Genomic DNA, 17,127 nt, shown 5'->3' with positions numbered 1-17,127 from the left:
GCCGCCTCAGCCCGGCCAGGGCCGCAAACGCGCCAGCAGATCCGCATGCAGCGCCGGGGGCGCCACCACAAGGCCATTCGCGGTTGCCGTCTGGCTGTTGAAATGCAGCGGCTGGCCCGCCCGGTCGCTGGCGATGGCCCCGGCCCGGATCGCAATCAGGCTTCCGGCCGCGATATCCCACTCCCATGCCGGGCGCAGCGACAGGACCGCATCGAACCGGCCCTCGGCCACAAGGCAGAAGCGCCATGCAAGCGAGGGGCGGAAGACGCGCCGGAACCGGGGCACGGGGTCGCGCCAGTTCAGCGGATCGCTGACCGCAGAGGAGCTGAGGATCTGCGCCTCCTCGATCCGCGCGGCCTGACCCGCGCGCAAGGGCTGCCCGTTCAGACAGGCCGCACCATCCGCCGTGGCGGTATAGGTCAGGCCAAGCGCGGGCAGATGCACCACCGCCGCCGTCACCAGCCCGCCATGTGCGACGGCAAGCGACTGGGCGAAGCTGCGCTCACCCGCAAGGAAGGCCCGCGTGCCGTCGATCGGATCGACGATGAAGATGCGGTCCGCCCTCAGCCGGTCGGGGTTTTCATCGCTTTCCTCGGATAGCCAGCCATAGCCGGGCCGGGCCGCGCAAAGATCGTGCTGCAACATCGCGTTCACGGCCAGGTCGGCCTCGGACACCGGGCCCGCACCGCCGCCCTTGTCCCAGGCGTCGGGCGCGTTCTTCCAGTAACGCAGGGCGATCTTTCCGGCGGCCTCCGCAGCCCCGGCCAGCAGCTTCAGGTCATTCTCCGGCAAGCGTCAGCCCCTCGACAAGCAGGCTGGGCACGACATGGCTCAGATGCGGGCGGGCATCATTGGCGGGCGTGATGCGGGCCAGCATCTCGCGCAGGTTCCCGGCCACGGTGCATTCGTTCACCGGATAGCGGATCTCTCCGCCCTCGACCCAGAAGCCCGAGGCGCCGCGCGAATAATCCCCGGTCGTGGGGTTGATCGTGGCCCCGATGAACGAGGTGATCAGAAGACCCGTCCCCATGTCCCGCAACAGATCGGCGCGGCTGGCGCTGCCCTGCGTCAGCGTCACGTTGCCCACCCCCGGCGCGGGCGGAGACGAGGTTCCGCGCCCGGCATTGGCGGTGCTGGTCATGCCCAGCTTGCGCGCGGTTGCCAGGTCAAGCGTCCAGCCGGTCAGGATACCCTCCTGCACGATCGCACGCCGCGCGGTGGGCAGCCCCTCGGCATCGAAGGGGCGCGAGCCGGAAATCCTTGGGCGATGCGGCTCTTCGATCAGCGACAGGCCCGCGGGCAGCACCGGCCCGCCCAGACCGTCGCGCAGCCACGAGGCCCCGCGCGCGATGGCCGTGCCGTTGATGGCCGCCAGAAGGTGGTTGACAAGGCTGCCCGCGATGCGCTCGTCGAACACGACCGGATAACTGCCGGTCGGCGGGCGGCGCGGGTCCGCGCGTTCGGCCGCGCGCTGCCCGGCCAGCAGGCCCACCTCGGCCGCGGGGGGAAGGTCGGCCTGCCAGATGCGGGCTTCGGCGGCCCAGTCCCGCTCCATCGTCAGGCCCTCGCCCGAGATCGCCACCGCGGAAACCGACCGCGAGCTGCGCCCGTAGCCGCCCGAAAACCCGTTGCTGGCCGCGATATGCAGGCGCCGGCGCGAATAGCTGGCCGAAGCCGCCTGCACCTGCGTCACCCCCGCGACCGAAAGCGCCGCGGCCTCGGCCTCGCGCGCGTCGCGTTCCAGATCGGCCGGGGCAGGCTCGGCCGAGGGGTCCTCAAGCTCCAGCGCCGCCAGATCCCAGCTTCGGGCAAGCTGGGCGGCATCGGCCAGGCCGACACAGGGGTCGCGCGGCGCCTCGCGCGCCATGGCAACCGCGCGCTCTGCCATGTCCGAGATCGTGCGCGCCGAGATGTCCGAGGCCGAAACGCAGGCCTGCCGCCCATCAAGCAAAACCCGCAGCCCGATCTCCACCCCTTCGGCGCGCTCTGCCTGTTCCAGCGCGCCCGCCCGCACGTCGATCGAGACCGAACGCCCGTCGACGGCGATTGCATCCGCCTCGGGCGCGCCTGCCTTGCGGGCCGCGTCAAGAAGGGCATCGGTCAGTTTCGCCAGATCATCGTCCTGCATCATGTCACGCTCCGACAGGGAAAGGAAAGGGCCGCCCGGAGGGTTTCCGGACGGCCCCTGACTTATCGGAAGGCCTTATTGCACCTGCTGGCCATTGGCAAAGATCTTGCCACCTTCCTTGAACTCGATCTTCGAGGTCAGCGTGTCATCCCCCGAGGGAACGGCATAAAGACCCAGCATCATGCGCGCGAACATCACCTGATCCTGCGGCATCAGCCCCATGGCGACCAGATTATCCATCAGCGCATTCGCCCCCGCCAGACGCAGGTTGACCTCGCCGATGGGCATCGGCATGCCGGCGCTGTTGTCGAAGGTCATCGCGCCGGTCCCGGTCAGCTCGGCCCCCGCGGCGCGAAGCTGCACGTCGTTCACGTCAAGCGAGCGCATCTCGACCGGCGGCATCTGCGATTGCGCGGCCTCTTCCGAGAAGAGGTCGATCATCGGGCGCATCATGCCCGACAGATCCACCACCAGCGAAGCCGGGTCACGCGGAAGCGTGGCCGTCGGATCGAAAATCGACCAAAGCTCATCGGAAACCTCAAGGCCGACCAGCCTGATCACCGCGTTGAAGGGCGCGGCCTCGTCCGAGGCGGCAAGAGGCATGGCGAAATCGGCCAGCGTTTCGGCCAGCTTCACGTTCATGGGCAGCGGGAAGTCGGGCACCAGAACCGAGATATCGGCCCCCTTGCCGCCCGCAGCATAGGCAAAACCTTCCTGCGCGAGCTTCAGGCCAAAGGTCCCGGATTCTGCCGCCGCCATGAGCTTGAACGGTCCATCGGGGCTTTCGCCGTCGATCTCATAGTTTCCCTGGCCGTACGTGACATCGAAATCCATCGTCATGCCGGCCTTCAGCGCCGCGCCGGGCAGGTTCATGTCGACGCCGACAGGCACGAACATATCGCCGCCCGCAACCAAGTCGGCGAGGTTGCCCGTCATCGTGAAGGTTGCGCCATCGGCCGGATCGGCCCCGGAGACAGCGAATTTCAGCGTTCCGGTTTCGAAATTCGTGGTGACCTTCTGGCCGTTCTGCTGTTCCAGCCGATAGATGCCCTTGCTGTCGAGCAGGGTCATCTGCATCTTCACCGGCTGGGTTTCCCCGTTCGAGACCACCTGATCCATGTCGATCACGATCTCGGGCGCGGTCATGTCATAGGCCAGGTTGTCGGGTGTGCCCGACACGATCGCCTTCATGTCCTTCTGGCGCATCTGCATGACCATGTGGATCTCTTCGTCCTCGGCCTTGGCCGTGGTCTCGAGGTCGCTGGTCTCGGAGGTGGTCACCTCGACGGTCCCGTCGCCCAGATCGCGCAGATAAAGCGCCTCGATCTTCATCGAGCTTATCGCATCGGGGGTCTCGGCCGTCATCACCACATCGTTCAGCGTCAGCGTGTCGCCGGCGCGGTCCTGAGAGCCGACCGTGACATCGTAGCCGAAGGCCTGATAACTGTTCGACCAGCTGGTCCAGACTTCTTCGGGCGTCACATCCGCCCAGACCGCGGTCGAGCCCAGAAGCGACGCCACCAGAACGCCTGCGCCCCGCAATTTCCAATGAACCATCTGGCAACCCTTTCGACGAATGGTGTCTTGCGCGGTAACATCCCGCGCGTGGCAGCAATGGTCAAGAGGCCGAACCGTTGCTAGGACGGGGCAGACCCTCTTTGAAAGGACGCAGGCATGATCCGTTCACGGCAAAATGACGGCCTCTGGACCATTACCATCGACCGGCCGGACAAGGCCAACTCTCTTACCCGCGCCATGCTCGAGGAAATCGACGCCCTCGCCGCCCGTGCCGGGGCCGAGGGCGCGCGGGTTCTGGTGCTGCGCGGGACCGGCAAGGTCTTTTCCGCCGGCGCCGACCTGGACGAGGCCCGCGCGGGCCTTGCGACCGACGGTGTCTGGGAACGGCTTTCGGCGCGGATTGCGGGGCTGGGCTGCCTGACGGTCGCGGCGCTGAACGGCACGCTGGCCGGCGGCGCCATGGGCATGGCCCTTGCCTGCGATCTGCGCATCGCGGTGCCCGGCGCGCGGTTCTTCTATCCGGTGATGAAGCTTGGCTTTCTGCCCCAGCCCTCGGACCCCCGCCGCATGGCCGCGCTGATCGGCCCGGCGCGCACGAAGATGATCCTGATGGCCGGCCAGAAGATCGAGGCCGACGAGGCGCTGTCCTGGGGCCTGATCGACCGGATCGTCGCGCCCGAGGCGCTGGACGAAACGATCACCGCCCTTTCGGTCGATCCGCAGGGCGCCGCCGCCACGCATGTCGCGGCGATCAAGGCGATGATCTGACATGAAACGGGCGCGCCAGCCCGGCGCGCCCGATATCCGTGATAGCGGTCCCCGCCTCAGGCGTAGACGCTTTCCTTGCCGAAATGCTTGACCAGCATGTAATAGACGACGGCACGATACTTGTTGCGCTCGGACCGGCCATAGGTTTCGATCACGGCATTGATCGCGGCCATCAGTTCGGGCCCGTCCTTCAGACCAAGTTTCTTGATCAGGAAATTGTTCTTCACCGTTTCCAGTTCGCTTTCCTGACCCGCCGCGACGGTGGCGGCATCGGCATTGTAGATCGCCGGGCCGCAGCCGATCGTAACCTTGCTCAGAAGCGTCATGTCCGGCGTCATGCCGCACTTGTTCTTCAGATCGTCGGCATATTTCGCGATCAACTCGTCTCTTTTACCCATTTGCAACTCCACCTGTCCCGGGTTTGACATGAATGCCCGGCGCCGCAGCAGCCCCGGACCCAGCGAGAGGTTAAGGGCAAAGCGGGTGCGCAACCAAGGGAAAATTACGCACTTTTCCCCGTTGCAGCACGACAGAAAGTCCCGCTGGCGGCATGCGGGCACGTTTCTGCCGACGCAGATCGCAAGATCGGCGCACCCGCCGCCGAGGGGCGGATGCGCGGCACCTGCAAAGGCCTAGTAGCGATAGTGATCCGACTTGAAAGGCCCCTCGGGCGAGACACCGATATAGTCGGCCTGATCGGGGCGCAGTTCGGTCAGCTTCACACCGATCTTCTTCAGGTGGAGCCGCGCGACCTTTTCATCCAGCGCCTTGGGCAGGATATAGACGCCGGGCTTGTAGTCCGCGCCCTTGGTCCAAAGCTCGATCTGCGCCAGCACCTGGTTGGTGAAGCTGGCCGACATCACGAAGCTGGGGTGGCCGGTGGCATTGCCGAGGTTCAGCAGGCGCCCCTCGGACAGAAGGATGATCCGCGCGCCCGAGGGCATCTCGATCATGTCCACCTGGTCCTTGATATTGGTCCATTTGTGGTTCTTCAGCGCGGCAACCTGGATCTCGTTGTCGAAATGGCCGATATTACCGACGATGGCCATGTCCTTCATCGCGCGCATATGCTCGATGCGGATCACGTCCTTGTTGCCGGTGGTGGTGATGAAGATGTCGGCATCCGCGACAACATCCTCCAGCACGACAACCTCGAAGCCGTCCATCGCGGCCTGAAGCGCGCAGATCGGGTCGACCTCGGTCACCTTCACGCGGGCCCCTGCACCGCGGAGCGAGGCCGCCGAGCCTTTGCCCACATCGCCATAGCCGCAGACCACGGCGACCTTGCCGGCCATCATCACGTCGGTGGCGCGGCGGATGCCATCCACCAGCGATTCCTTGCAGCCGTATTTGTTGTCGAATTTCGACTTGGTGACAGAGTCGTTCACGTTGATCGCCGGGAAGGGCAGAAGGCCCTTCTTGTGCAGGTCGTAAAGGCGGTGCACGCCGGTGGTGGTTTCCTCGGACACGCCCTTGATCGCGTCGCGCTGCCGGGTGAACCAGCCGGGGGTTTCGGCAAGGCGCTTCTTGATCTGGTTGAACAGGCAGATCTCTTCCTCCGAGGTCGGCGTCTCGATCAGGCCGGTTTCCCCGGCTTCGACCCGCGCGCCCAGAAGGATGTAAAGCGTCGCGTCCCCGCCATCGTCGAGGATCATGTTGCAGGTGCCTTCCCCGAACTGGAAGATCCGGTCGGTATAGGCCCAGTATTCCTCAAGGGTTTCACCCTTGACCGCAAAGACCGGCGTGCCACCCGCCGCGATCGCCGCCGCCGCGTGATCCTGGGTTGAGAAGATGTTGCACGAGGCCCAGCGGACATCCGCCCCAAGCGCGCGAAGCGTTTCGATCAGGACGGCGGTCTGCACCGTCATGTGCAGCGATCCCGCGATCCGCGCGCCCTTCAGGGGGGCGGACTGGCCATATTCCTCGCGCAGCGCCATCAGGCCCGGCATCTCGGTTTCCGCGATGTCGAGCTCTTTGCGGCCGTAATCGGCCAAAGCGATATCCTTGATGATGTAATCGGCCATACCAAGCTCCTGAATACTGAATTTGGCGGGTTCTAGCACTTCACCGGGCAAAAGGACAATCTGTCTGCCGCGCGCCTTCCCGATGCGGGCGGCGTGCATCCGCGTTTACAGCACCGGCGGGTTTGGATAGCTCTGTGCCGGGCCGGTCAGCAGAGGTGGCAAAGGTGGCAATGAAGCGCGCGTGGCAAAGAATGCTGTCGGGCCGCAGGCTTGACCTGCTGGACCCCACGCCGATGGATATCGAGATCGAGGACATCGCCCACGGCCTTGCCTTCGTGGCCCGCTGGAATGGCCAGACGCTGGGGGACTGGGCCTATTCGGTGGCCGAACACTCGCTTCTGGTCGAAGAGATCTTCGCCCGCCAGAACCCCGGCATCGGCGCCCGCTGGCGGCTGGCGGCGCTGTTGCACGACGCGCCCGAATATGTGTTGGGCGACATGATCAGCCCGGTCAAGGCCACCATCGGATCAGGCTATGAAGAGCTTGACACCCGCCTTTGCGCGGCGGTGCATCTGCGCTTCGGCTTGCCGGCCGCCCTGCCCGCGCCGATCAAGAAGGCGATCAAGGTCGCGGACATCATCTCGGCGCGGCTCGAGGCCGAGCAGATCGCAGGGTTCTCCACGGCCGAGGCGGATCGCCTGTTCGGCAGGCCCGACCCTGCGGTGATCCGGGGGCTGGAGATCCGCCTGCGTCCCCCGGCCGAGGTGCGCGCGGATTATACCGCGCGCCACCATGCGCTTCTGGCGGAAATGACCGCCTGACCACCTTAGCGGCGGCGGTATTCGCCCCGTCCGGCGGGGCGGGGTGCATAACCGCCGATTGCGATGGTCATGACTTCAGCTAGCATGCGGATCATGGTCGATCCTCCTTCTTTCTTCTTGTTGTGGCCTCTATTTGGTTTGACAGCGGCCATCTTGCCAGTCAGTAATTTTGCGCAACATGTAAGCTGAGCTATCGTATAGGCATGATCGACTGGCGCCGGATGCCCTCTCTCTCGACGTTGCGGGCCTTTGCAGCCACCGCGCAGGAAGGCGGTTTCAGCGCGGCGGCGCGGCAGTTGAACGTGACCCATGCCGCCGTGGCCCAGCATGTCCGCGCCTTCGAAGAGCATCTGGGCCTGCCGCTGGTCTGGCGCGACGGCCGCCGGATCCGCCTGACGCCCGAGGGCGAGCGGCTGGCCCGGGCCCTGGCCGAGGGGTTCGCCACCATGCAGGACGCGATCGTGGCGCTGCGCGACCAGAACGCGGACCGCCCGTTATCGGTGACGCTGCCGCCGGCCTTTGCCGCCGAATGGCTGATGCCCCGGCTTGCGGGGTTCTGGAAACGCCACCCCGAGATCCCCCTGTCGCTTCTGCCCGAGCACCGGATCGTCGACCTGCGCGAGGCCGGCGCGGCACTGGGCATCCGTTTCGGCGACGGCAAATGGCCCGGCGTGATCTCGGAATTTCTGGTCGAGGCGCCGCAGATCGTGGTCGGCGCCCCGGAACTGCTTGGCGGGCGCCGCAGCCTGTCGCTGCGCGAGATGTCGATGCTTCCCTGGGTGCGCGAGGGCGACTGGCCCGAACAGATGCAGCTGCTGGAATCGATCGGGCTGCAACCGGCCGCGCTCAGGTTCACCGATTTTCCGAATGAGGAACTGGCACTTTCCGCCGCACGCGAAGGGCTTGGCCTGCATCTGGAAAGCGCGGCGCTTGTGGATGAGGATATCCGCAACGGCTGGCTTGTTAAAATCCACGAGATCCGCGACGAAAGCCTCGGCTATTATATCGTGCGACCGCCCGGGCCGGTCGGACCCGCCGCGCGGATATTCGTGGACTGGCTGAAATCCCAGATCTGAGGAGGTTCGGTGACCAGACAGCCCCGCGACCGATCCGCCTTCGTCCATGGCATTGCAATCTGCGCGGAGTGGCCCAAAAAAACAAAGCGGTCAGCGCCGATCAGGACACTAACCGCTTGTTTTGATGGTGGTGCCGGTGAAGGGACTCGAACCCCCGACCCCATCATTACGAATGACGTGCTCTACCAGCTGAGCTACACCGGCCCGGTGGCGCGCCGATTAGCATGCCCGATGCGGGATGTGTAGCCCTAATTTTCCGGCTTCGCCCCTCGGGCCGCCAGAACCGCGTCGGGTTCGGCCATCGGGTCTTCGTTCAGCTCTGCCTCCAGGATCTCTTCGGCGGTTTCGGGGTCGGGTTCCGGTTCGGGTTCAGGGGTGGGACGGCCGACGATCAGGGGCAGCATCTCGGCCCCGTGCGGCAGGGGGGCCGCGGTCTGCGCGGGCTCGCGCCAGCTCAGCGTGTCGAAACCGGCACAGTTGTCGCAGACCGGACCCCAGCTTGCCTGGATGTTCTGGCATTTGTCGCAGCACCATTGCGGACCGCGGCTTGCCGTCAGCGCCCGCGCCAGCCAGCCGCGCACCACCGCATCATCGGCACCCTCGCCGCGTTCGACCGCCGCCATGATCGCAAGCGAGCGCTGCGTGGGATGGGTCTCGATCACATCGCCAAGCGCGCGGCGGGCGCCCGGGAAATCCTCGGCCGCGATGTTCAGCTCGGCGCGCAGCAGGCGGGTTTCCTCATGCTCGGGGTGGATCTTGAGAAGCGGCGCGAAACGGCGCAGCCGGTCGGCAGGGCTTTCCTCGGGCGCGATCTCGGCGAAGACGGTGGCCAGTTCGGGATGCGGCTGCGCCTCCCATGCCTTCTGGATCAGGCGCGCGGCATAGCGCGGACTGCCCTTTTCGATATAGGCGCGCGCGGCCATCACCGCGGCCGGAATCAGATCGGGCGAGGATTTGTTGACCGCGATCGCGGCTTCGCGCGCCTCGACGCTGGCGCCTTCGTCCAGAATGCCTTTCGCCTCTTGCAGCGCCAGAACCGCATCGCGGCGGCGATAGACATCGCGCGGCAAAAGCCCCTGCCGCGCCTTGGCGTTCAGCACGTCGCGCGCGCCTTTCCAGTCACCCTTGTCGGCCTGAAGCTTCAGCAGCACGTCCTGCACCTCTTCATGCCTGGGCTTCAGCGCAAAGGCCTTCTCGGCCAGTTTCATCGCGGTATCGGTATCGCCCTCGGCCAGCTTCTGCTTCATCAGCCCGCGCACACCGACGAACCGGGTCCGGTCATCGCCCAGAAGGCGCTTGTAGGCCTCGGTCGCCTTGCGGGTATCGCCGGCCAGTTCGGCGGCCTGCGCACTCAGAAGCGTGGTGAGTTCGGGACGCGACAGGAACCGCTCGGCACGCGAGGCCTTGGACAGCGCCAGCCGCCCCTCACCCGAGGCAACGGCCAGCATCCCGTCGGCCAGCGCCTCATAGCCCTTACGTTCACGGTTGCGGTCGAAATAGCGGCTAATCGCGGTTTCGTCGCCGTTGAGAAACCGCAGGAACGCCACAAGAAGCCCGACCAGCCGCATCACCAGCCAAAGCGCACAAAGCAGCAAGAGCGCCCCGATCACCGCCTGCAACGGGCCAAGCGTCAGCTCCATCCCGGCAAAGGCGATACGGATCCCCTCGCCGCTGTCGGCCAGGTGAGTGGCGCCAAGGGTCAGCGCCGCGATGATGACGAGAAACATGGCAACCTTGATAAAGGACCAGAGCATCGCGGCCTCCTCAGTTCAGGCTCTGGGCCAGGGCCCCGAGCGCGTTGGTTGCGGCCAGGCGCTGCTCGGCCAGCGCGACCCAATCGGAAAGCGCGGCTTGTCCGGCCTCGGGAAGGGCGGCGATCTCGGTCAGGACGGTTTCCAGATCGCCCCCTTCCAGCGCCGCTTCGGCGCGCGACAGGATCGCATCGGGGTCCGCCCCTTCGCGCGGCTCAAGCGAGCGCGCGCCGGTCTGCGCCAGAAGGAAGGCGCCGATCCGGTCCATCGTGCCTTCGCCGGCCGTCGCCTTGCGCGCGGCGGCAAGGGCGGCGCGCGCCGCCTCGGGAAAGCCGCTGCGCAGACTGGCAAGGCTGGGGATGTCGCCCTGCAATTCCGTGGGAATCGTGACGCCCGCGGCCTGAAGATCACCAAGCGCCGGGGCGGCCGGAATGCCGCTTTCGACGGCAGCGGCAAGGCGGGCCACGGCGGCCTGGGCCATGGCGCGGCGGGCGGCGGCATCGGCCTCCTGGCGCAACTGGGCAGCCTCTTGCTCGGCCTCGGCAATGCGTGCGGCGGCCTGCTCGGCGGCGGCAGCAATCTGTTCCTGCGTAGTATCGCCGGCGTTGCGGCTTTGCTCCAGCGTGGCGCGCATCTCTTCCATGTCGCGCTGAAGGGCCTCAAGTGCGGCAGAGGGGGCGCCGCCGCCTTCCGCCGGGCGGCTTTCCAGCGTGGCAAGGCGCGTCTGCACCGCCGCAAGCCCGTCGGAGGTCTGGCGCAGTTCGGCCAGCGCGGCCTGAAGATCGGATGCAGCGGGCGCCGCGCCCCGAAGCGCGGTCAGTTCATTCCCCAACGCCTCAAGCCGCGCGCCCTGGGTGTCGATCGCCTCCCGCAGGGCGGCCTCGTCGACCTGTGGCGTCTGAGAAACCGGAAGCCATTCGGGCGGGAGTTTCGGCAACAGATAGATCGTCGCCCCCGCCCCGATCCCGGCGGCGACGATGCCCCCCAGAACCATCGGCACGAAGCCGCCCTTGCGGCGTGCGGGCGCGGCAGCCGGTGCCTTGCTTACGGCCGGTTCGGGCCGCTTCGGCACGTCTGCGGGCTTGGGATCCTTGGGTTTCGCCTTGCTGTCAGGGGCTTTGGCCACCTCGGCCGGTTCTTTCCGCGCAGGCTCGGCCGCCGCGACGGGATCGGCCATATCGGGGGCCGGGTCCTGCCTGTCGCTTTCGGCCTGTGTTGCCGCTACCTGATCTTCTATTTGATCTGCCGTGTCTTCCGTTGCTGCCGATTTCGGTGTCTTCGGTTTGGCCACGGCGGTTCCTCCTTACATACGGGTGCAACGGGCACTCTGAGATCAATCTAATGAGCCGGGGCTAACCACTCAACCCGTAACCCTTTTTTGCAGATGCCGCGCCAGCGCATCCAGCACCGAGGCCGCCTCGGGCCGTTCGGCCTGCTCAAGGGCGGCGCGGGGCAGGTTCGCGCAGGGGGCCGCTGCGGCCGCGCTGATCGGAGCAAGCAGCAGTTCGGCCGAGGAATCCTGCGCAAACCCGGCAAAAAGCGCCGCGCTGCGCGGCGAGAAAAGCGGCACCAGAACCGGCCCCGTCCCGTGCAAAAGCACCGCCGCCCGCGCCGCAAGGGGCTGGTCGCGCTGTTCGTAGACCACCGCTTCAAACGTCTCTATTCCGGCGGAATTTAGCTGATCCGCAAGCGGCGCGGCGATATGGCGCCCGCGCGCATGCACCAGGCTGCCCGCCCTGTGATGGGCAAGGATCAGCGGCAAAAGGCGCACGGCATCCCCCGGACCCGAGATCACCTCGAACCCCGCGGCGCCGGCCACCTTGCCGGTGCGCCCGCCCACGCAATAGGCCCGCCGTCCTGCGGGGGGCGAAACCGCGACAAATGGCGCAACCGCGTTTTCCGAGGTGAAGATCACCGCATCCGCCTTCGGGACGGCTGCGGGAAGCGCCGCTATCTCGATCAGGGGGGCGATGGTGACAGGCCAGTCCTTGCCGAACCGCGCCCGGAACTCGGTGGCGAATCGCTCCGAGGCGGCCCTCGGGCGGGTCAGAAGAAGGGGTGGACGCTGGTCGGGCACGGACAACCCCGGGATTGTGCACTCGGTATCCCGGTGTTACCTGCGAAGACACGGCCATGCAACCTGAGCATCATGACGAAGAGCCTTACATTTCTTGGCATCGAATCAAGCTGCGATGACACCGCGGCCGCGATCGTGCGCGCGGACGGGGGCGCGGCCGCGATCCTGGCCTCGGTCGTCGCGGGGCAGACCGAGCTGCATGCCGATTTCGGCGGCGTCGTTCCCGAAATCGCGGCGCGGGCGCATGCCGAAAAGCTCGATCTTTGCGTCGAAGAGGCGATGGCGCGGGCCGATATCGGGTTCGGCGATCTTGACGGAGTGGCCGTGACGGCCGGACCCGGCCTGATCGGGGGGGTCATGTCGGGCGTGATGTGCGCCAAGGGCATCGCCGCGGGGGCGGGCCTGCCCCTGGTGGGCGTCAATCACCTTGCCGGGCATGCGCTGACCCCGCGCCTGACCGACGGGCTGGAATTTCCCTATCTGATGCTGCTGGTTTCGGGCGGGCATTGCCAGTTCCTGATCGTCCGCGGGCCCGAAAGCTTTACCCGTCTGGGCGGCACGATCGACGATGCCCCGGGCGAGGCCTTCGACAAGACCGCGAAGCTTCTTGGCCTGCCCCAGCCCGGCGGCCCCGCCGTCGAGGCCGAGGCCGGCGCCGGCGATGCCGCCCGCTTCGCCTTTCCCCGCCCGCTTCTGGACCGGCCGGGATGCGAAATGTCCTTCTCGGGCCTGAAAACGGCCCTGCTGCGCGCGCGCGATGCCGTGGTGGCCGAACATGGCGGCCTGCCGCGCGGGAGACGCGCCGATCTTTGCGCCGGGTTCCAGGCCGCGATCCGCGACGTTCTGGCCGAGAAATCGCGCCGCGCCCTTGTCGACTATCTGGCCTGCGATCCGCCGCACCCGGCCTTTGCCGTGGCCGGAGGCGTGGCGGCGAACCGCGCGATCCGCGGCGCGCTGGAGGACGTTGCATCGCGGCATGGTGCCCGGTTCGTCGCCCCGCCGCTTGCGCTTTGCACCGACAATGCCGCGATGATCGCCTGGGCGGGGATCGAGCGGTTCCGCCTTGGCCATCGTGACGGCATGGATCTTTGGGCGCGGCCCCGCTGGCCGCTGGATCAGGACGCCCCGGCGCTGCTGGGATCGGGAAAGAAGGGGGCCAAGGCATGAGCATCGCGGTTCTTGGCGCGGGCGCCTTCGGCACGGCGCTGGCAGTCAGCCTTGCGCAGAACGGCCCCGTGACGCTTTGGGCGCGCGATCCGGCCCAGGTGCGCGCCATTCAGGAAACCCGCCGCAACACCACCCGCCTTCCGGGCGTCGATCTGCCCGAAAACGTCTCTGTTACAGCCGAAATCGGGGTGGCCTGCACGGCCGGGGTGATCCTTCTGGCGATGCCCATGCAGCAGATGGCGGCCTTTCTGGGCACGCATGCGCCGCTGTTGTCGGGCAAGACGCTTGTCGCCTGCTCGAAGGGGATCGACCTTGCCACCGGGCAGGGCCCCGTCGCCCTGATGGCCGAGGCCTGCCCGGACGCGCGCGCCGCCATCCTGACCGGCCCCAGCTTCGCCGCCGATATCGCGCGCGGCCTGCCCACCGCGCTGACCCTTGCCTGCCGCGAGGATGCCGCGGCGCTTCAGGCCCTTCTGTCGACCCCGAGCCTGCGGCTTTACCGCACCACCGACACGATCGGGGCCGAGCTGGGCGGCGCGCTGAAGAACGTCATCGCCATCGCGGCGGGTGTCGTGATCGGCGCGGGCCTTGGGGATTCGGCGCGCGCCGCGCTGATGACGCGCGGCTTTGCCGAGATGAACCGCCTGGCCATCGCGCTTGGCGCACAACCCGACACGCTGGCGGGCCTTTCGGGGCTGGGCGACCTGGTGCTGACCTGCACCTCGATGCAGTCGCGCAACTTCCGCTTTGGCCACGCGCTGGGCGCGGGCGAGGCCTTCGACACCGCCACCACGGTCGAGGGGGCGGCCACCTCGAAGGCCGTTGCCGCGATGGCGGCGCGACGCGGCCTCGATCTGCCCGTGGCGCAGATGGTCGCCGCCCTTGTCGACCGCCGCATCACCATCGCCGAGGCCGTCCAGGCCCTTCTTTCGCGCCCATTGAAACAGGAGTGAGCATGCTTTTCGCAATCATCTGCCGGGACCGGCCCGGCCATCTGCAAACCCGCCTCGACACCCGCGCCGCGCATCTCGATTATATCGCGCAGACCGGAAACGTCGCCATGGCCGGCCCGTTCCTTGAAGAGGGGGCGATGTGCGGATCGCTTGTGATCATCGAGGCCGACAGCCTTGCTGCCGCCCATGGCTGGGCCGAGAACGACCCCTATGCAAAGGCCGGGCTGTTCGAATCGGTCACGGTGACGGAATGGAAGAAGGTGATCGGCTGATGGCGAAATGGCTTTTCAAGTCCGAGCCCGATGTCTGGGGCTGGGACATGCAGGTCGCCAGGGGCGATGCGGGCGAGGAATGGAACGGCGTGCGCAACTATCTGGCCCGCAACAACATGCGCGCGATGAAGATCGGGGATCAGGGCTTCTTCTATCACTCGAATATCGGCAAGGAGATCGTCGGCATCGTCGAGGTCTGCGCCGAAAGCCACCCCGACAGCACGACCGATGATCCGCGTTGGGACTGCGTGGATATCCGCGCGCTGCGCCCGCTGGTCCGCCCCGTGACGCTGGCCGAGGTAAAGGCCGATCCGCGCCTGCAAGAGATGGCCCTGGTTAAAAGCATGCGCCTTTCGGTGCAGCCGGTGACCGAGGAGGAATGGCGGATCGTCTGCGAGTTGGGGGGCGTCGAGCCCTGACAAAAGCGAAGGGCCCCGGCACCCCTGCCAGGACCCTTCATCACCCCACACGCTTCCCCAAGCACCACATGTGAAACTCTATCCGGGTCCTGCCATTCTGGCCGACAAGGGGATTCTAGCGCGGAAACGCTGTGCCGCGCAATCGAATGATGATTAAATGTATCATAAAATCATAATATTAGTGGAACGTTCCGCTTAACCATGGTGGATATTCCGGCAAGAAAACCCGTTGCCTTCATCCGATACCGACCTAATCTGTGCCGAAAGGAAACCGCATGTCCCACGCCGTCATCGTCGCGCACGGATCGCCCTCGAATCCGGATGAGCAGCAAGAAGCGCTTCGGGCGCTTGCCCGTGCGGTTGGCGCGCTCGTGCCGGAATGGGACGTGCGTGGCGCCACGCTGGCAGCCGGGGATGCGCTTGGCGAGGCCTTGCGCGGGCTTGACCGGCCCCTGGTCTATCCGTTCTTCATGGCCGCGGGCTGGTTCACGGGCAAGGAACTGCCCCGGCGAATTGCCGCGCTGGGGGCCGAGGTGCGCCAGATGGCGCCTTTCGGCCTTGAGCCGGAGCTGCCCCGGCTGATCGCGGAGGCGACCACCAAGGCCGCGCTTGACGCGGGGCTGGAACCCGCAGAATCGGGGCTTTTGCTTGCGGCACATGGATCGAGGACCGCGCGGCGGTCGAAGGACTCAAGCTATGCCATGGCCGAAAACCTGACCCGGCTGACCGGGTTCGGCCGCATCGCCGTCGGCCTGATCGAAGAGCCCCCCTTTCTGGCCGATACCGCGCGGGAAATCGGGCGCGGCGTCTGCCTGCCCTTCTTCGCGCTGCATGCCGGCCATGTGGCCGACGACGTGCCGCAGGCCCTGCGTGCGGCCGGATTCGAGGGCCCCTGCCTGCCGCCCGTCGGCGAGCATCCCGGCGTGCCCGCGCTGATCGCCGCGGCGCTTCGCCGCGCGGCCACCCACGCCGCAGGCTGACCCCGCAGCGGATTTCCGACCCCTGAACATCCTGTCATGCAGATGTCACACAACATTTGCATAAGCGTCATGCGAACCGCTTAGGACCGCCCTCGAGGCCACCAACGGCCCGCACCAGATGTTCAGGAGTGATCCATGAAAACCGCAAAATGCACCGTTTCCGCCTTGGCTATCCTTGCCGCATCGGCATCGGGCGCCTTCGCCCGCGACAATATCCAGACCGCCGGCTCCTCGACCGTGCTGCCCTATGCCATGATCGTTGCCGAAGCCTTCGGTGAGAACTTCGATTTCCCGACCCCGGTGGTCGAATCGGGCGGTTCGGGCGCCGGCCGCAAGAAGCTTTGCGAAGGCGTGGGCGAAAATACGATCGACATCGCCAACTCTTCCTCGCGCATCAAGCAATCCGACATCGACCTGTGCGCCTCGAACGGCGTGACCGAGATCATGGAAGTGCGCATCGGCTATGACGGGATCGTCTTCGCCTCGGATATCGGAGGCGCGGAATTCGCCTTCACCCCGGCCGACTGGTTCAACGCCCTTGCCAAGGACATCGTGAAGGACGGCGCAGTCACCGCCAACACGAACAAGACCTGGGCCGACGTGAACCCCGATCTGCCCGCGCAGGACCTGCTGGCCTTCATCCCCGGCACCAAGCACGGCACCCGCGAAGTCTTTGACGAGAAGGTGATCCTGAAAGGCTGCGAGGAAACCGGTGCAATGGAAGTTTTCGCCGCGGCCAATGGCGGTGACGAAGACAAGGCCGAAGAAATGTGCATGAGCCTGCGCACCGACGGCATCTCGGTCGATATCGACGGCGATTATACCGAAACCCTGTCGCGCATCGCCGCGAACAAAAACGCCATCGGCGTGTTCGGCCTGTCTTTCTACCAGAACAACACCGACAAGCTGCGCGTCGCCACGATGTCGGGCGTGGTGCCGTCGGTCGACTCGATCGCCTCGGGCGAATACCCGGTGTCGCGCCCGCTTTTCTTCTACGTCAAGAACGCGCATCTGGGCGTCATTCCGGGCCTGAAGGAGTATATCGAGTTCTTCGTCTCGGACGATATGGCCGGCCCCGATGGCCCGCTGGCTGAATACGGCCTCGTGTCCGACCCGGAGCTGGCCAAGACGCAAGAGATGGTCGCCAGCGAAACCCCGATGGGCATGCTGAACTGATCTGACAAAGCGGGTGGCGTCGGAAAGGTGCCACCCGTTCCTCTTGCAAAAGCGGAT

General features: G+C 66.5%; 17 protein-coding genes and 1 tRNA gene. 9 read left to right on the top strand and 9 right to left on the bottom strand.

Translation table 11 applies throughout. The features are described from left to right. Positions 1–6: 6 nt before the first annotated feature. From AC4PTO_RS17070 to AC4PTO_RS17060, 3 genes are all read right to left on the bottom strand, one after another. Complete coding sequence (locus AC4PTO_RS17070; RefSeq protein ID WP_492730552.1) at positions 7–792, bottom strand: 3'(2'),5'-bisphosphate nucleotidase CysQ; 786 nt, start codon at positions 790–792, stop codon at positions 7–9. Continuing rightward, positions 779–2,131 (bottom strand): TldD/PmbA family protein, encoded by a 1,353-nt coding sequence (locus tag AC4PTO_RS17065; protein ID WP_492730550.1) that lies wholly within the window; start codon positions 2,129–2,131, stop codon positions 779–781. Before AC4PTO_RS17065 ends, AC4PTO_RS17070 begins: the two co-directional genes overlap by 14 nt. Before the next feature lie 72 nt (positions 2,132–2,203). Further along, the gene (locus tag AC4PTO_RS17060; protein ID WP_492730548.1) at positions 2,204–3,685 is read right to left on the bottom strand and encodes a DUF2125 domain-containing protein; all 1,482 of its coding nucleotides are present in this window, start codon (positions 3,683–3,685) and stop codon (positions 2,204–2,206) included. A gap of 117 nt (positions 3,686–3,802) precedes the next feature. Here AC4PTO_RS17060 and AC4PTO_RS17055 point away from each other — a divergent pair, with 117 nt between their 5' ends. Continuing rightward, the gene (locus tag AC4PTO_RS17055; protein WP_492730547.1) at positions 3,803–4,414 is read left to right on the top strand and encodes an enoyl-CoA hydratase/isomerase family protein; all 612 of its coding nucleotides are present in this window, start codon (positions 3,803–3,805) and stop codon (positions 4,412–4,414) included. 56 nt (positions 4,415–4,470) lie between these two features. Here AC4PTO_RS17055 and AC4PTO_RS17050 read toward each other — a convergent pair whose 3' ends face one another. Beyond that, positions 4,471–4,812 (bottom strand): DUF2853 family protein, encoded by a 342-nt coding sequence (locus AC4PTO_RS17050; protein WP_492730545.1) that lies wholly within the window; start codon positions 4,810–4,812, stop codon positions 4,471–4,473. A 234-nt stretch (positions 4,813–5,046) separates the two neighbouring features. After that, entirely contained in the window at positions 5,047–6,438 is a 1,392-nt protein-coding gene (gene ahcY / locus AC4PTO_RS17045) for an adenosylhomocysteinase (protein ID WP_492730543.1), read from the bottom strand. Positions 6,439–6,608: 170 nt separating this feature from the next. Here ahcY and AC4PTO_RS17040 point away from each other — a divergent pair, with 170 nt between their 5' ends. Together AC4PTO_RS17040 and AC4PTO_RS17035 are read left to right on the top strand one after the other, a co-directional pair. Next, complete coding sequence (locus AC4PTO_RS17040) at positions 6,609–7,199, top strand: HD domain-containing protein (RefSeq protein WP_492733677.1); 591 nt, start codon at positions 6,609–6,611, stop codon at positions 7,197–7,199. Between the two features lie 203 nt (positions 7,200–7,402). Beyond that, entirely contained in the window at positions 7,403–8,275 is an 873-nt protein-coding gene (locus tag AC4PTO_RS17035; protein ID WP_492730541.1) for a LysR family transcriptional regulator, read from the top strand. A gap of 128 nt (positions 8,276–8,403) precedes the next feature. Here the strand turns inward: AC4PTO_RS17035 and AC4PTO_RS17030 are convergent. The 4 genes from AC4PTO_RS17030 to AC4PTO_RS17015 form a co-directional block, all read right to left on the bottom strand. Further along, a tRNA-Thr gene (locus tag AC4PTO_RS17030) sits at positions 8,404–8,479 on the bottom strand. A gap of 44 nt (positions 8,480–8,523) precedes the next feature. Further along, entirely contained in the window at positions 8,524–10,029 is a 1,506-nt protein-coding gene (locus tag AC4PTO_RS17025) for a heme biosynthesis protein HemY (protein ID WP_492730540.1), read from the bottom strand. A 10-nt stretch (positions 10,030–10,039) separates the two neighbouring features. Then, entirely contained in the window at positions 10,040–11,317 is a 1,278-nt protein-coding gene (locus AC4PTO_RS17020; RefSeq protein WP_492730538.1) for a COG4223 family protein, read from the bottom strand. Between the two features lie 69 nt (positions 11,318–11,386). Beyond that, entirely contained in the window at positions 11,387–12,103 is a 717-nt protein-coding gene (locus AC4PTO_RS17015) for a uroporphyrinogen-III synthase (protein WP_492730536.1), read from the bottom strand. A gap of 72 nt (positions 12,104–12,175) precedes the next feature. Here AC4PTO_RS17015 and tsaD point away from each other — a divergent pair, with 72 nt between their 5' ends. The 6 genes from tsaD to AC4PTO_RS16985 all read left to right on the top strand — a co-directional run bounded on the left by tsaD (position 12,176) and on the right by AC4PTO_RS16985 (position 17,070). Continuing rightward, the gene (gene tsaD / locus AC4PTO_RS17010; protein WP_492730534.1) at positions 12,176–13,270 is read left to right on the top strand and encodes a tRNA (adenosine(37)-N6)-threonylcarbamoyltransferase complex transferase subunit TsaD; all 1,095 of its coding nucleotides are present in this window, start codon (positions 12,176–12,178) and stop codon (positions 13,268–13,270) included. Next, complete coding sequence (locus AC4PTO_RS17005; protein WP_492730532.1) at positions 13,267–14,223, top strand: NAD(P)H-dependent glycerol-3-phosphate dehydrogenase; 957 nt, start codon at positions 13,267–13,269, stop codon at positions 14,221–14,223. Before tsaD ends, AC4PTO_RS17005 begins: the two co-directional genes overlap by 4 nt. Positions 14,224–14,225: 2 nt before the next feature. Further along, complete coding sequence (locus AC4PTO_RS17000) at positions 14,226–14,495, top strand: YciI family protein (protein ID WP_492730530.1); 270 nt, start codon at positions 14,226–14,228, stop codon at positions 14,493–14,495. Then, a complete protein-coding gene (locus AC4PTO_RS16995; RefSeq protein WP_492730527.1) occupies positions 14,495–14,914 on the top strand; it encodes an EVE domain-containing protein in 420 nt (139 codons plus the stop codon). The genes AC4PTO_RS17000 and AC4PTO_RS16995 overlap by 1 nt, the downstream gene beginning before the upstream one ends. A gap of 275 nt (positions 14,915–15,189) precedes the next feature. Beyond that, positions 15,190–15,894 carry a CbiX/SirB N-terminal domain-containing protein gene (locus AC4PTO_RS16990; RefSeq protein WP_492730524.1) on the top strand — a complete coding sequence of 235 codons (705 nt, stop codon included), beginning with the start codon at positions 15,190–15,192 and terminating at the stop codon, positions 15,892–15,894. 135 nt (positions 15,895–16,029) lie between these two features. Continuing rightward, positions 16,030–17,070 (top strand): substrate-binding domain-containing protein, encoded by a 1,041-nt coding sequence (locus AC4PTO_RS16985; protein ID WP_492730522.1) that lies wholly within the window; start codon positions 16,030–16,032, stop codon positions 17,068–17,070. The last annotated feature ends 57 nt before the right edge of the window (positions 17,071–17,127 follow it).

It is taken from the genome of Rhodobacter maritimus (genome assembly GCF_058747975.1).
Note: the sequence above shows the minus strand (reverse complement) of the source record. Positions and strands in the feature narration are given on the sequence as shown.